Source organism: Amycolatopsis ponsaeliensis (genome assembly GCF_030182635.1).
Taxonomy (GTDB): domain Bacteria; phylum Actinomycetota; class Actinomycetes; order Mycobacteriales; family Pseudonocardiaceae; genus Amycolatopsis; species Amycolatopsis ponsaeliensis.
Genome location: NZ_JAPZLD010000020.1, coordinates 147,291 through 160,610, shown reverse-complemented (window position 1 = coordinate 160,610; position 13,320 = coordinate 147,291). Strand labels below are relative to the sequence as shown.

The 13,320-nt window shown below is 72.0% G+C and carries 14 protein-coding genes and 1 pseudogene; 7 read left to right on the top strand and 8 right to left on the bottom strand.

Going from position 1 to position 13,320, the window contains the following annotated elements; all coding sequences use genetic code 11:
• Positions 1 to 92: 92 nt before the first annotated feature.
• Complete coding sequence (locus tag QQ657_RS28455; RefSeq protein WP_284745325.1) at positions 93 to 590, bottom strand: hypothetical protein; 498 nt, start codon at positions 588 to 590, stop codon at positions 93 to 95.
• Positions 591 to 711: 121 nt separating this feature from the next.
• On the opposite strand from QQ657_RS28455, the gene QQ657_RS28450 reads away from it, so the two are divergent.
• The 4 genes and pseudogenes from QQ657_RS28450 to QQ657_RS28435 all read left to right on the top strand — a co-directional run bounded on the left by QQ657_RS28450 (position 712) and on the right by QQ657_RS28435 (position 2,854).
• Entirely contained in the window at positions 712 to 1,125 is a 414-nt protein-coding gene (locus QQ657_RS28450) for a fluoride efflux transporter FluC (protein WP_434056789.1), read from the top strand.
• On the top strand, positions 1,125 to 1,457 hold the full coding sequence (locus QQ657_RS28445; RefSeq protein WP_284745324.1) for a DUF190 domain-containing protein: 333 nt from the start codon (positions 1,125 to 1,127) through the stop codon (positions 1,455 to 1,457). The genes QQ657_RS28450 and QQ657_RS28445 overlap by 1 nt, the downstream gene beginning before the upstream one ends.
• The gene (gene crcB, locus QQ657_RS28440) at positions 1,454 to 1,828 is read left to right on the top strand and encodes a fluoride efflux transporter CrcB (RefSeq protein ID WP_284745323.1); all 375 of its coding nucleotides are present in this window, start codon (positions 1,454 to 1,456) and stop codon (positions 1,826 to 1,828) included. Before QQ657_RS28445 ends, crcB begins: the two co-directional genes overlap by 4 nt.
• A gap of 148 nt (positions 1,829 to 1,976) precedes the next feature.
• Positions 1,977 to 2,854: pseudogene (locus tag QQ657_RS28435) on the top strand (IS5 family transposase).
• A gap of 18 nt (positions 2,855 to 2,872) precedes the next feature.
• On the opposite strand, the gene QQ657_RS28430 reads toward QQ657_RS28435, so the two are convergent.
• On the bottom strand, positions 2,873 to 3,847 hold the full coding sequence (locus tag QQ657_RS28430) for an SDR family NAD(P)-dependent oxidoreductase (RefSeq protein ID WP_284745322.1): 975 nt from the start codon (positions 3,845 to 3,847) through the stop codon (positions 2,873 to 2,875).
• 56 nt (positions 3,848 to 3,903) lie between these two features.
• Between QQ657_RS28430 and QQ657_RS28425 the strand changes: the two genes are divergently transcribed.
• Complete coding sequence (locus tag QQ657_RS28425) at positions 3,904 to 4,455, top strand: TetR/AcrR family transcriptional regulator (RefSeq protein WP_284745321.1); 552 nt, start codon at positions 3,904 to 3,906, stop codon at positions 4,453 to 4,455.
• Position 4,456: 1 nt separating this feature from the next.
• Here the strand turns inward: QQ657_RS28425 and QQ657_RS28420 are convergent, their stop codons facing one another.
• From QQ657_RS28420 to QQ657_RS28400, 5 genes are read right to left on the bottom strand one after another with little or no spacing between them, the layout of a single operon-like run.
• The gene (locus QQ657_RS28420) at positions 4,457 to 5,407 is read right to left on the bottom strand and encodes an LLM class F420-dependent oxidoreductase (protein WP_284745320.1); all 951 of its coding nucleotides are present in this window, start codon (positions 5,405 to 5,407) and stop codon (positions 4,457 to 4,459) included.
• On the bottom strand, positions 5,404 to 7,503 hold the full coding sequence (locus tag QQ657_RS28415) for a S9 family peptidase (protein ID WP_284745319.1): 2,100 nt from the start codon (positions 7,501 to 7,503) through the stop codon (positions 5,404 to 5,406). Before QQ657_RS28415 ends, QQ657_RS28420 begins: the two co-directional genes overlap by 4 nt.
• Positions 7,504 to 7,523: 20 nt before the next feature.
• Entirely contained in the window at positions 7,524 to 8,375 is an 852-nt protein-coding gene (locus QQ657_RS28410; protein ID WP_284745318.1) for a polyphosphate kinase 2 family protein, read from the bottom strand.
• Between the two features lie 17 nt (positions 8,376 to 8,392).
• The gene (locus tag QQ657_RS28405) at positions 8,393 to 8,860 is read right to left on the bottom strand and encodes an SRPBCC family protein (RefSeq protein WP_284745317.1); all 468 of its coding nucleotides are present in this window, start codon (positions 8,858 to 8,860) and stop codon (positions 8,393 to 8,395) included.
• Entirely contained in the window at positions 8,857 to 9,186 is a 330-nt protein-coding gene (locus tag QQ657_RS28400; RefSeq protein WP_284745316.1) for an ArsR/SmtB family transcription factor, read from the bottom strand. The genes QQ657_RS28405 and QQ657_RS28400 overlap by 4 nt, the downstream gene beginning before the upstream one ends.
• A gap of 144 nt (positions 9,187 to 9,330) precedes the next feature.
• On the opposite strand from QQ657_RS28400, the gene rocD reads away from it, so the two are divergent.
• Both rocD and QQ657_RS28390 read left to right on the top strand, forming a co-directional pair.
• Positions 9,331 to 10,563, top strand: coding sequence for an ornithine--oxo-acid transaminase (gene rocD / locus QQ657_RS28395; protein ID WP_284745315.1), 1,233 nt, complete (start codon positions 9,331 to 9,333; stop codon positions 10,561 to 10,563).
• Positions 10,564 to 11,009: 446 nt separating this feature from the next.
• Entirely contained in the window at positions 11,010 to 12,368 is a 1,359-nt protein-coding gene (locus tag QQ657_RS28390; protein ID WP_284745314.1) for a DUF2252 domain-containing protein, read from the top strand.
• On the opposite strand, the gene QQ657_RS28385 is transcribed toward QQ657_RS28390, so the two are convergent.
• Positions 12,365 to 13,240, bottom strand: coding sequence for an FAD-dependent oxidoreductase (locus QQ657_RS28385; RefSeq protein ID WP_284745313.1), 876 nt, complete (start codon positions 13,238 to 13,240; stop codon positions 12,365 to 12,367). The two genes, QQ657_RS28390 and QQ657_RS28385, sit on opposite strands and share 4 nt — an antisense overlap.
• Positions 13,241 to 13,320 lie beyond the last annotated feature (80 nt).

Genomic DNA, 13,320 nt, shown 5'->3' with positions numbered 1-13,320 from the left:
GGTGGCCGGGTGGAGGGCCCGGCTCGTGGTTCGTGAAGGCCGCTGCGAGCTGTTCCTCGCGGTGGCCTTCACGGCCTTCGGCCGGGGGTCGGTCAGCCCCGGCCGAGGTATTCGTCGGCGTCGATGCGGAGGCCGCCGTCGTAGCGGATGACCGTGAGCACATGCCGTTCGACCAGCGTTGCCGTGCCGTCGCGGGGGTGGAGTGCGATGCGCACGGTCACCTGGCTGTCCCGGACCGACGGTTGTTCCAGCACCTCCGCACTGCTGTAGCGGCCCCAGAACCGGTCGTAGCTCGCGCGGCCGCGGCCGCGGAGGTTCGGGCCGATCAGCGGCCAGCCCGCGCTGGTGTCCGGCATCGAGCGGTAGTAGCCGACGACGAAGCCGGCGAGGTCTTCCTCGGCGTCGTCCGGTGCCGGGGCGGACCGGGCGGGCTCGGTGTGCGAGGTGCCGGGCGGCGCCGGCTGAGCCGCCCCCGGGACGGGCGAGAACGGCGGCCAGTGCTGGTCTCCCGCGACGGCCAAGTAGGCCGGGACCAGCGCGACGACTGCCGCGACGGCTCCGAGCCTGGCATAGAAACCCTCTTTCGACACGTCCGCAGGAGTCGCCCGCGCGAAGGCCGTCGTTACGCCCGCCGCAGTGCGCGAATCACCGTCACCGGGTCTTCTTGCGCCGAGGCCCGTGCGCGTCGGGGTAGGTTCGGGCGCGGAGGTGATCACCGTGCCCGCGACCCCGGCGACCCGGTGGGACGTCCTGCTCGCGATCGGTGCCGGCGGTGCGCTGGGCAGCCTCGCCCGGTACGGCCTGTCGGTGGCGATTCCGCACGCCCGCGGGGAGTTCGCCGTCGCGACGATGCTCACCAACGTCCTCGGCTGCCTGCTCATCGGGGTCCTGATGGCGATCCTGACGACCACCGCGCGCCCCCATCACCTACTGCGTCCCTTTCTCGGCGTCGGGATCCTCGGCGGCTTCACGACCTTCTCCACCTTCGTGACCGACACCCTCGACGCGGCGACCACCGGGCGGATACTGGGTTCGCTCGCCTACCTGCTGGGATCGGTCGCGCTCTGCCTGGCCGCGGTGACCGCCGGCCTGACGGCGACCCGCGCGATCCGGAAGGGACGCTGATGGAAGGACCGGCCACCCGCCTCACGATCTACATCGGCGAAGACGACCACTGGCACCACAAGCCGCTGTACCACGAGATCGTCCGCCGGGCGCGGGATGCCGGGCTGGCGGGCGCTTCGGTGCTTCGCGGTGTCGAGGGCTACGGCGCGTCGTCGCTGATCCACACCACGCGGATCCTGTCGCTGTCGGAAGACCTGCCGGTGGTGATCGTGATCGTCGACGCGGAGGCGAAGCTGCGGGCGTTCCTGCCGCAACTGGACGAGCTGATCGGCGAAGGCCTGGTGACGCTCGACCAGGTCGAGGTGGTCCGCTACGTGGGGCGGGCCGAGTGACGCTGGTGCTGGTGGCCCTCGGCGGGGCGGCGGGCTCGATCCTGCGCTACCTGACCGACCGGCGCGTGCAGGCTTGGCGGGACTCGCCGTTCCCGTTCGGGACGCTGACGGTGAACGTCGCGGGCTCGTTCGTCCTCGGCTTCCTGAGCGGCTGGCTCCTGCACGGCGCGGAGCCGTCGTCGATCCGGTCGCTGGTGGCCGTGGGCTTCTGCGGCGGCCTGACGACGTTCTCGACCTTCGGCTACGAGACCGTTCGGCTGGTCCTGGAGAAGACGCGGCTGTACGCGGTGCTCAACGTGCTGGTGACGGTGGTCGCGGGCCTGGCTTCGGGTGCACTGGGGCTGCTCCTGGCCACCGCGGTCTTCGCCTAGGGCCTGTATCGAAGTCGTCTCAAGCAAGTTGAGCTGGAGTTGGCGCTGTCGGGCGTGTCGGTGGTCGACATAGGTGAGGTCTCCGGTAGTTGGTTCGTCGACCAAGAAGAACCTGAACACCACCGGAGACCTCGTGGACACCCTAGCGGTGACGAGGCGGTTCGACCTGACCGACGAGCAGTGGGCAGCGCTGGAGCCGTTGCTGCCCGCGCCGTCACGGCCGGGCCGGCCGTCGTTGTGGAGCAGACGACAGCTGATCGACGGGATCCGGTGGCGGGTGCGCACCGGTGCGCCGTGGCGGGACATGCCCGGGGCATATGGGTCCTGGGCGGCTGTTTATGGACTGTTCCGGCGCTGGCAACGCGCGGGTGTCTGGCAGCGGATTCTGACCGCGTTGCAGGCGGTGGCCGAGGCGGCCGGGCGGATCACGTGGGATGTCAGCGTGGATTCCACGATCGCGCGGGCGCATCAGCATGCGGCGGGTGCGCGGAAAAGGGGGATCTGCAGGCCGAGCCGCCGGGCAGGGTCACCGTCGAACCGGAGGATCATGCGTTGCGGCGGTCGCGGGGCGGGTTGACCACGAAGGTGCATCTGGGGTGTGAGCAGGGGCAGAAGCCGTTGTCGATCGTGCTGACCGCCGGGCAGCGTGGTGATAGCCCGCAGTTCGTTGCGGTCCTGGCCGGCATCCGGGTGCCCCGCTCGGGCGGTGGGAGGCCGCGGACGCGTCCTGATCGGGTGCTGGCGGACAAGGCTTACACGTCGAAAGCCAACCGGGCTCACCTGCGCGGTCGCGGGATCAAGGCGACCATTCCGAGTAAGGCTGATCAGGACGCGCACCGCAAGGCCAAGGGGTCGAAGGGCGGGCGGCCACCGGCCTTCGACCCCGAGATCTACAAGCGGCGTCATGCGGTGGAGTGCGGCATCAACCGGCTCAAACGCCACCGTGGGGTGGCTACCCGATACGACAAACTGGCCGTCCGCTATGAGGCCACCGTCCAGATCGCCGCGATCAACGAATGGCTCTAATCGACTTCGATACAGGCCCTAGGCGCGTCCGGTCAGCTCGGCCGACAGCGCCCAGAGACGGTCCGCGAGGGCCGCGTCCAGCGCCCATTCCTTGACCCCGTGCGGGTGGTCGGCGAGGTCGGCGTCATCGGAGACCACGTAGGCCTCCTGACCGTCGTCGAGGTAGTGCCCGCCCGTGCGGGCGAACTGCGGCGCGACGGCGGCCACGACGCTGGTCGCCGCGCCCTGCCCGACGGTCTTGTAGCTGAAGATCCCGGCCGCTTCGGCCGCGGCGAGCGACTGCTTCTGCGCCTGCGTGAAGTGGCGCTGCAGGCCCGTCGCGACGCCGCCGGGGTTCACCGCGTTCGCGAAGACGCCGTCGGCCGCCCAGCGGTGGGTGGCGCCCACCGCGAACAGGGAGTTCGCGGTCTTCGACCGGGCGTACGCCATCTGGGGGTCGTAGTCCCGGCGCTCGAAGTGCGGGTCGTCGAAGTCGACGCCGGCACGCATGTGCGCGGTCGAGCTGACTGCGACGATCCGCGCCTCACCGCGGTCCGCGGCCCCGTCCGCGAGGGCGTCGCGCAGGCCGCGGGCGAGAGCGAAGTGACCGAGGTGGTTCGTCGCGAACTGCAGTTCCCACCCCTCCGGCGTGCGGGCCAGGCCGCCGGTCACGAGCCCGGCGTTGGCGACGAGCAGGTGGAGCGGGCCGGCCCAGTCGTCGGTGAACCGGCGCACGGACGCCCGGTCGGCGAGGTCGAGCGGCCGGACGCGGGGGCGGGGCGACACGCCCGAGTCCGCGATGGCGGCGGCGACCGCCTCGCCGCCGGCGACGTCACGGACGGCGAGCGTCACCTCCGCGCCCGCGGCGGCCAGCACCCGGGCCGTTTCGGCGCCGAGACCCGAGGACGCGCCGGTCACGACCACGCGGACGCCAGTCAGGTCGTGGCCGGCCACGACCTCGGCCGCGGTGCTGGTAGCGGTGAAGGGGGTCGTGATCAGTCCGGCGGAGGTCATGACCCGACTATGCAAACTAAGCAGAAGTTGTAAAGCCAGTCTGCTAGGCTGGTCGTATGCCCGAAGCGCAGAACGCCGACGCCGGCCGCCGTGACGCGGTGCTCGAATCGGCGTTGCTCACCTTCGCCCGCCACGGCTACCGGAAGGCCTCCATGGAGGAGGTCGCCCGCGCCGCCCGGATCTCGCGACCCGGGCTGTACTTCCTGTTCGAGTCCAAGGAAGCACTGTTCCGGGCCGCGGTCGGCCGGGCGCTCGACGAGGACCTGGCCGCCGCCGAGCGCATCCTCGCCGACGCCGGCCGCCCCTTGCCCGAGCGGCTCCTCGGCGCGTTCGACCGGTGGACCGGCCGCTACCTCGGACCGCTGAGCCGGGATGTCACCGGCGTCATCGAGCAGAACCCGGACCTACTGGGCGAGCTCACCAAGACCGCGCCGATGCGCTTCGAGCGACTGGTCACCGACGCGGTGGCAGAGACGGCAGACCAGGAGAAGGCAACGCAAGTCGCCCAGACCTTGATCAGCGCGTCGATCGGGGTGAAGCACCAGGTCGAGACGCGCGAGGCGTACCTCGAGCGCTTCGGCACCGCCGTAGCCCTGCTCGTTAGGTGAATCAGCGCGGCGCCAGGCCGCGCACCTGCTCGAACGGATCCCCGCCGGTCGGCAGCAGCGCGATGATCGGCGTCGTCAGTCCGTTGTCCACATAGGACTGGACCTGCTCGCGGCACGACTCGACGCTGCCGTGGATCACCAGCTCGTCGACGACCGCGTCCGGGATCACCTGGTTCGCCTTCTGCCGGTCGCCGGCCGCCCACGCCTCATGCATCGGGGCGAGGGCTTCCCCGCGGCCGAGCCAGTCGTGGAACGCCGCGTACACCGGGACCGTCAGGTAGCTCGAGATCAGCATCCGGCCCAGGCCGCGCGCGGCTTCCGCGTCCTCGGTCGGGCAGACGAAGATCCGGGCCGCCAGCTCGACGTCCGGCCCGATCACCGACCGCACCTGGGGGACGTCCGACGCCGCCAGCCAGTTGGTGATCGCGCCGTCGGCCTCCTTCGCGGCCAGGCGAAGCATGCCCGGGCGCAGGGCCGCCAGCATGATCGACGGCGCCGGGTCGGCCGGGCGCTCCAGCCGGAACTTCGAGACGGCGAACGTGTCGTACTTTTCGCTGACCTTCTCCCCCGCCAGCGCGGAACGCAGGAACCGCAGCGTGTCCCGCGAGCGCGCGAACGGTTCCTCGAAGGGAGCCGCGTTCCAGTTCGAGACGATCACCGGGGACGACGCGCCGATGCCGAGGACGAACCGGCCGGGCGCCAGCTCCGCGACCGTCGCCGCCTGCATCGCCAGCAGGCCGGGCCCGCGCGTGTACACCGGGACGATCGCCGTGCCCAGCCGCAGCTGCGGCGCCCACTGCGAGGCCAGGACCAACGGCGTGAACGCGTCCGTGCCGGCGGTCTCGGCGGTCCACGCGTCGGTGTAGCCCAGGTCCGGCAGCTGCTCGACCAGCTCGCGGTGCGCCGTCAGCGGCACCCCCGTCAGCGGAATCGTGAGGCCCCAGCGGCTCATGCGTTCTCCTTGTCCACGGCCGACAGTGCACGCAGCAGCCAGTCGACCTGCGTGCGCATCAGGTTCTCCGCGACCTCTTCGGCCTGCGGCGTCATGTGGGTGGCGCCCGCCAGCGGCAGGAAGACGTGCGACCGCCCCTTCGCCAGCAGCGCCGACGACAGCCTCAGCGAGTGCGCGGGGAACACGTTGTCGTCGGCCAGCCCGTGCACGATCAGCAGCGCCCGGCTCAGCTCCGCCGCACTCTCGATCAGCGAGTTGTGCGCGTAGCTCTCGGGCTCGTCCTGCGGCGTGCCCAGGTAGCGCTCGGTGTAGTGCGTGTCGTACAGCGACCAGTCGGTGACCGGCGCGCCCGCGACCGCCGCGTGGAAGACGTCCGGGCGGCGCAGCACGGCCAGCGCGGACAGGTAGCCACCGTAGGACCAGCCGCGGATCGCGACCCGCTCGACGTCCAGCTCGGGGAACCGCGCCGCGGCCGCCTGCAGGGCGTCGACCTGGTCCTGCAGGGTGACGTCGGCGAGGCGGCCGTGGATCTCCCGCTCCCACACCGCGCCGCGCCCGGGCGTGCCGCGGCCGTCCGCGACGAGCACCGCGAAGCCCTGGTCGGCGAGCCACTGCGACGTCAGGAACGCGTTGCGGCTCTGCAGCACGCGCTGGGCGTGCGGGCCGCCGTACGGGTCGAGCAGCACCGGCAGCTTGCCTTCGCTCGGCTCGTAGCCGCGCGGCAGGAGCAGCGCCGCACGCAGGCCGCGCTCCCCCAGCGTCAGCCAGGTCAGGTTCGGCACGATGTCAGGGTCCACAGTGGACACCGCGATCGACGCCACCTCTGAGCCGTCCCGCAGCACCGAAACGCGCGGGCCGCTGTGTTCCAGGCTCCACGACGAAAGGACGGTGACCGCGGCGGACCCGGCGCCGACGTGCACTCCGTCCACAGTGGACAGCCGCCGGACCGACGGGCCTTCGGTGCGGAACACGTGGATCTGCGTGGAGTCGGCTTCGGACGCGCTGAAGAGGATCTCGTCGCCGACGTCGAGCACGGCCCGAAGCTGCAGCCCGGCCGGGGTGACGGCCTCGCCGCCGACGAAGAGCCGGTGGTCGCCGTCGACCATGCCCTCGACGACGAGCCGCCCGTCGGACGTCCACGCCGGGACACCGCCGACGATGTCGATCCAGTGCTGGTCGGAGGCTGTGTGGAGCACCGACGTCGAGCCGTCGGTGACGTCGAGGGCGAGGACGTCCATCCGCTTCTGGTCGCGCGGCTCGACGGCCAGCAGCGGTGCGCCGCCGGCCGACCAGTGCACCGACGCCAGGTACTCCCAGTCGCCGGGGGCGACGTCCACGCGGGAGCCGTCCAGCCCGAGCACCGCCAGCGACACGAGCGCGTTCGTGGTGCCCGCGGCCGGGTACGCGACGACGGTGGCCGGGTTCTGCGGGTTCGCCGGGTCGGCGATGGTCCAGCGCGGCACCGGGCCGCGGTCGGAGCGCTCGGCCAGGAGGCTGCGGCCGTCCGGGGACCACCAGTAGCCGCGGGTGCGGTCCATCTCCTCGGCCGCGATGAACTCGGCGAGGCCCCAGGCGATGTCCTCGCCCTCCTCCTCGACGAGCACGCGGTCGTCGCCGGTGGCCAGCTCCAGCACGTGCAGCCGCCGGTCCTGCACGTACGCGACGTGCGTGCCGGCCGGGTTCGGCCGCGGGTCGATCACCGAGCCGTCGACGCGCAGCGTCACCTCGCCGGACGCGAGGTCCAGCGTGTAGAGCTTGCCCGAGAGCGAGAACGCGGCGACGGTGAAGCCGGCGTCGACGCCGTAGTGGACGACGCCGCCGCCGGTCTCGCGGGCGCGTTCCCGCCGCGCCCGCTCCTCGGCCGGCAGCTCCTCTTCACCGGGCAGCAGGTCGACGGCGTCGACGAGCTTCGTCTCGGCGCCGGTGGCCAGGTCGGCCGACCAGAGGCTGTGCCGGGGGTCGGTGCCCGACTCCGCGCGCAGGAACAGCACGCGCGAGGCGTCCGGGGCGACCCGGAACTCCTTGGGCGCGCCGAGGGTGAAGCGCTGGGTCCGGGCCTGCTTGCGGAGGAACGGGAGGTCGTCGACATCGGTCACGCCCGCACTCTTTCAGACGATCACGACGGGACGCCAACACCCTTCAGCTTGGCCAGCTCCTCCTCGACGTCGAAGTCCGGTTCGGGGAACGTCGGCTTCAACTCCGCGAGGGTTTCGATGAGCAGCTCGGCGACGGCCCAGTTCCGGTACCACTTGTGGTCGGCGGGCACGACGTGCCAGGGCGCGTGCGCGGTCGACGTCTTCTTGAAGATGTCGGCGTAGGCCTCCTGGTAGGCTGGCCAGTGCGAGCGGGCTTCGAGGTCGCCCGGGTTGTACTTCCAGTGCTTCTCGGGCGTCTCCAGCCGGGCTTTCAGCCGCTTGAGCTGTTCCTCCGGCGAGATGTGCAGAAACACCTTGACGACCGTCGTGCCCGCGTCCGCCAGCTCCTGCTCGAAGGCGTTGATCTCGGTGTAGCGGCGGCGGCGCTCGGCCGCGGTCAGCAGGCCGGTCACGCGCGGGACCAGGATGTCCTCGTAGTGCGAGCGGTCGAACACGCCGATCTGGCCGGCCACCGGCAGCTGCTTGCGGATCCGCCAGAGGTAGGGGTGGCGGCGCTCGGCCGCCGTCGGGGCCTTGAACCCGGCGTAGCGGACGCCCATCGGGTTGACCAGGCCGAGCACGTGCGAGACCGTGCCGCCCTTGCCGGAGGTGTCCATGCCCTGCAGCACGAGCAGGACACTGCGCCGGCCACCGCCGACGCCCTCGGCGTAGAGGGCTTCCTGCAGCGCGGACAGCCGCGCGGCGGCGTCGTCCAGCTTGGCGACGGCCTTCGGCTTCTTGCCGGGCCCCACCGGGGTCGAGCCCGGGTCCGGCAGCTCCGCGCCGACGCGCAGCGCGTCCCGGACCCGGCTTCCTGTGTCCTTCTTGGCCATCCCGCGAAACTACCTGCTCAAGCGGCGGCTTTCTCGGCGAAGAGTTTCAGCAGGCCACCGTGTCCGCCGTCGCTGGAGACGCCGTCGCGGACCTTCTGCGCGGTTTCGCCGTGCCGCTCGAAGTTCCGGTGCTCCAGCTCGACGCGCGTGCTGCGCGGCCCCTCCTCGACGAATCCGACTTCGATCTCGCTGGCGTGCGCGGGGTCGGGGTCCACCGTCCAGTCGCCGTCGATCCGCCACGACAGGACCACCCGGCCGGGTGGCTCCCAGACGAGCACCTCGCCCCACTGGCACTCGGCGCCGTCGACGGTCCGCTCGTACCAGCGTCCGCCCGGCTTCGGCTCGATGACGGCTTCGGCCAGGTCGGCCTCGCCCAGGCGGTGCTCGCGCGGCCACCAGCTGTCGAAGGCCTCGGTGTAGGTCTTGAACGCGTGCTCGCGCGAGCAGGCGACGGTGATCGTCTTGCGGATCGGCTCGAGGGTCATGACTGCTCCTCTTCCGGGGATTCGGTGGACTCCGCCAGGTCGGCGAAGGACTTCAGCGCGTCCGACCACATCCGGTCGAGGTAGGCGCGCACCGCGGCGATGCCGTCGGGCTCGAGGCGGTAGAGCCGCTTCGTGCCCTCGGCCCGGTCCGCGACGAGGCCGGCCTCCTTGAGCACCTTGAGGTGCTGGGAGACGGCCGGGCGGCTGATCGGCAGGTCCGCGGCCAGCTCGCCGACCGCGCGGGGCCCGGCGCGGAGCGCTTCGACGATCGCGCGCCGCGACGGGTCGGCCAGCGCGGCCAGCTGGTCGCTTCCGTAAGTCGCCACGAACCGTAAGTTACGACTTACCGATGAGTCCGTCAACGGCCACGCACCGTTTCGGGGGTCGCTGTCGGGTATTGCGCAACGAACAACGGGTGAAAGCAATGATTCCCGGCTGAACTCTGCGTGTTCTGCCTCTAACCTGAACGTATGACGACGTTCGCCGGCCGGGAGACCGCCGCCCCCACCGCCGCGAGCTTCATCGAGCTCGACGAGCAATGGAGCACGCACAACTACCACCCGCTGCCCGTCGTGATCGCCGAAGCCTCCGGCGCTTCGGTCACCGACGTCGAAGGCCAGTCCTACCTCGACTTCCTTTCCGGATACTCCGCGATGAACTTCGGCCACCGCCACCCGGACCTGATCGCCGCCGCGGTCGAGCAGCTCGGCCGCGTCACGCTGACGTCGCGGGCGTTCCACCACGACCAGCTGGGCCTGTTCTGCCGCGAGCTCGCCGAGCTGACCGGCACCGAGCTGGTGCTGCCGATGAACTCGGGTGCCGAGGCCGTCGAGTCCGCCGTCAAGATCGCCCGCAAGTGGGCGCACCGGGTCAAGGGCGTGCCGGACGGCACGGCGGAAATCATCGTCGCCGGGTCGAACTTCCACGGCCGGACGACCACGATCGTGTCGTTCTCGACCGACGAGACCGCGCGTGCGGACTTCGGCCCGTTCACGCCGGGCTTCGTCACGGTGAAGTACGGCGACGCGGCCGCGCTGCGCGACGCGATCACCCCGCGCACGGCCGCGGTGCTGCTGGAGCCGGTGCAGGGCGAGGCCGGCGTCATCGTGCCGCCGGAGGGCTACTTCGCCGACGTCCGGGCGGCGTGCGACGAGCACGGCGTGCTGCTGATCGCCGACGAGATCCAGTCCGGGCTGGCCCGCACCGGCACGGTGCTGGCGCTCGACCACGAAGGCGTCCGCGCGGATGTGTACACGCTCGGCAAGGCCCTCGGCGGCGGCATCCTGCCGGTGTCGGCGGTGGTCGGCCGCCGTGACGTGCTGGGTGTGCTGAAGCCGGGCGAGCACGGCTCGACCTTCGGCGGCAACCCCCTGGCCTGCGCGGTCGGGCGCGCGGTGGTCAAGCTGCTGAAGACCGGCGAGTTCCAGCAGCGGTCCACGGAGCTGGGCGCGCACCTGCGGACGCGGCTGAGCGCCCTGATCGGCACCGGGCTGTCCGAGGTCCGCGGGCGCGGGCTGTGGGCGGGCATCGACATCGCCCCGGGCGGGCCGTCCGGGCGCGAGGCGTCGGAGGCGCTGGCAGCGCGGGGCGTGCTGTGCAAGGAGACGCACGAGCGCACGCTGCGGGTGGCGCCGCCGCTGGTGATCACCCGCGAGGAGCTGGACCGCGGCATCGACGCGATCGCCGAGGTCATCCGCCCCTGAAACCACCGGATGCCGCCGGGTGAGCCTCCCGCCCCGGCGGCATCCGGAGCACAACGCGGCCGGGTGATGCCCGCCCGCGATCCCGGCACGCGGGGGCCCGCACCTCGCGCACCCACCGGGTGACTCCGCCCGCGATCCGAGCACGGGCCGGCACACGACTTGCCGGACCTCACGCCCTGGCGTACCTCGACCGCCGGCGGCCATCCGAAGCGCAGGCTCCGCCCCAGGCGGGTATCCCGGCACGAATTGTGCCCCCCGGTGGCGCTGCAGAGCCCGGACTCGGCGCCCGAGAGCGCACCTTGCGCAGTCACCGCCGACGAGGCAACCTCGGCCCTTCCCCCGCGGCCGGGCGCCGGTATAGCTGCCGCCGCGGCCGATGGACGTCCCGAGCGGGTGATGCCCGGCGGCCCGGGAGCAGATCATCCCCTTCGGACGTTGTGCCCGGTATGGGATCAGGGGAATGGGTGGAGCGGCCGCTCGTCGGCGCCGACAGCGTCACGCCGGCCGAGCTCTACGACCGGGGAAAGCGGCTCCGGGACAAGGCTCCCGCCGCCGCGCACGACCACGAGGCCACCGGCGCTGACCGGCCGAGCCCGAAGCAGTACTTCGACGCCAGCAACGCCGGACGTCTCCCCGAACTGGTCGAGCTCCGCCGGGAACGCATGCTCGCGTCCCCGTTCACCTTCTTCCGCGGCGCCGCCGGGCTGATGGGCGCCGATCTCGCCGGCACGCCGTCGTCCGGGGTCACCGCGCAGCTCTGCGGTGACGCCCACGCCGCCAACTTCGGGCTCTACGGCACGCCCGAAGGCAAGATCGTGATGGACATCAACGACTTCGACGAGACCGTCCCGGGTCCGTGGGAATGGGACCTCAAGCGGCTCGCGGCCAGCCTCGTGCTCGCCGGCCGTGAGGGCGGCATCGGTGAGTCCGGCTGCCGCGAAGCCGCCGAAGACGCCGTGAAGTCCTACCGCCGCACCATCCGCGCGCTCGCCGACCTGCCGTTCCTGCGCAGCTGGAACGCTCTGCCGGACTCCTCGGTGCTGTCCAAGGCCCGCGCGGACGAGCTGATCGACGACTTCGCCGACGCCGCCGAGAAGGCCCGCAAGAACGACAGCGCGAAGGTCGCCGCGAAGTGGACCGAGCGCGTCGACGACCACGAGACCGGCCTGGCGCGCCACCGGTTCGTCGAGGACCCGCCGGTGCTGACGCACGTCGACGAGCGGACCGCCGAGGCCGTCGCCGCCGGACTGGCGTCCTATGTGGACACCCTGCGCGAGTCGCGGCGGACGCTGATCGCCCGGTACCGGATCGCCGACGTCGCCTTCCGCGTGGTCGGCACGGGCAGCGTCGGGCTGCGCAGCTACGTCGCCCTGCTGCACGGCAACGACGACGAAGACCTGGTGCTGCAGGTGAAACAGGCCCAGAAACCGGCGCTGGCGCCGTACCTCGACCTGCCGGAAGCCGAGCACGAAGGCCGCCGGATCGTCGACGGCGCCCGGCTGGTGCAGGCCGAAACCGACGTCCTGCTCGGCTGGACCACGATCGACGGCGTCCCGTACATCGTCCGCCAGTTCCGCAACCTCAAGGGCGACATCGACCCATCGGAGCTGGAGAAGGACCACCTCGACGACTACGGCCGCCTGGCCGGCGCCCTGCTCGCCCGCGCCCACACGCGCTCACTGCACCCGAAGCTCCTCGCGGGCTACTTCGCCGACGACTCCGAATTGGACGAAGCGATGGGCGCGTACGCGGTGCGGTACGCCGACCGGACAGAGGCCGACCACGCCGCCTTCGCGGGGACCTAGGTCGCCACCAAGGCCGCGACGTCGGCCGCGCAGCCCCAGGCCAGCGTGATCCCCGAACCGCCGTGGCCGTAGCAGTGCACGGCCTCCCCCACCCGTTCCAGCCGCACCACCGGCCGGAACGGGCGCAAGCCCACCACCGACCGCAGGATCTCCGACCCCGCCAACGCCGGGACCAGGTCGCGGCAGCGGCGCACGATGTCCGCCGTCACGCCGGGGTTGGGCTCGACGTCGCCGCGGCCCGGCTCCACCGTGCCGCCGCACACCACGTGACTGCCGTGCGGGATCACGTACGTGGCGCCCGGGCCCGTCTCGTCGACCACGAACTCCGTCAGGCCCGGGTCGCTCAGGTGCACGACCTGGCCGCCGACCGGGACCATCGAGCCGTCGCCGGCCAGGGGGCCCGCGCCGAGGCCCGCCGCGTTCACCACCGGCCCGAGGCCCGACAACGACGTCAGCGACCGGTACTCGACGCGCACGCCCAGCGAAACCACCTGCGCCAGCAGCCAGTCCAGGTACACCGGAGTGTCGACCAGGGCCGTCGTGAACACCAGGTGACCGCCTTCGCGGACCGGGTCGATCATCGCCGGCAGCCACTGCGGCTCGGGCTCCCCCGGGGCCAGCAGGACCCGGCCGCGGCGGAAGCGCACCCCGGGCGCCTCCTGCGCGCGCAGGACCGACAGGGTCTCGGCGGTCCAGCGCACGATCCGCTTGTCCGGGAGGCGGACCGGCGGGTACAGCACCCCGCCCGCGATCGCCGACGTCGTCTCCCCCGGCGGGGCCGCCGCGACGACCGTGACGTCGTGTCCCGCACCGGCCAGCCGGTACGCGCAGCTCAAGCCGATGATCCCGGCCCCCGCCACTGTGATGCGCATCCGATCCTCCTCCCCCGGCATCGTGGCAGACGGGTGCATCACAGAGTCACAGCTACCCTCTCGCGGGTGAGGACGATGTG

Bases quoted from the DNA above. Each gene is read 5' to 3' on its own strand.
- QQ657_RS28430 (WP_284745322.1), bottom strand. From the start codon at position 3,847: ATGACCTCCGCCGGACTGATCACGACCCCCTTCACCGCTACCAGCACC.
- QQ657_RS28405 (WP_284745317.1), bottom strand. From the start codon at position 8,860: ATGACCCTCGAGCCGATCCGCAAGACGATCACCGTCGCCTGCTCGCGC.
- QQ657_RS28425 (WP_284745321.1), top strand. From the start codon at position 3,904: ATGCCCGAAGCGCAGAACGCCGACGCCGGCCGCCGTGACGCGGTGCTC.
- QQ657_RS28420 (WP_284745320.1), bottom strand. From the start codon at position 5,407: ATGAGCCGCTGGGGCCTCACGATTCCGCTGACGGGGGTGCCGCTGACG.
- QQ657_RS28390 (WP_284745314.1), top strand. From the start codon at position 11,010: ATGGGATCAGGGGAATGGGTGGAGCGGCCGCTCGTCGGCGCCGACAGC.
- QQ657_RS28385 (WP_284745313.1), bottom strand. From the start codon at position 13,240: ATGCGCATCACAGTGGCGGGGGCCGGGATCATCGGCTTGAGCTGCGCG.
- rocD (WP_284745315.1), top strand. From the start codon at position 9,331: ATGACGACGTTCGCCGGCCGGGAGACCGCCGCCCCCACCGCCGCGAGC.
- QQ657_RS28410 (WP_284745318.1), bottom strand. From the start codon at position 8,375: ATGGCCAAGAAGGACACAGGAAGCCGGGTCCGGGACGCGCTGCGCGTC.
- QQ657_RS28445 (WP_284745324.1), top strand. From the start codon at position 1,125: ATGGAAGGACCGGCCACCCGCCTCACGATCTACATCGGCGAAGACGAC.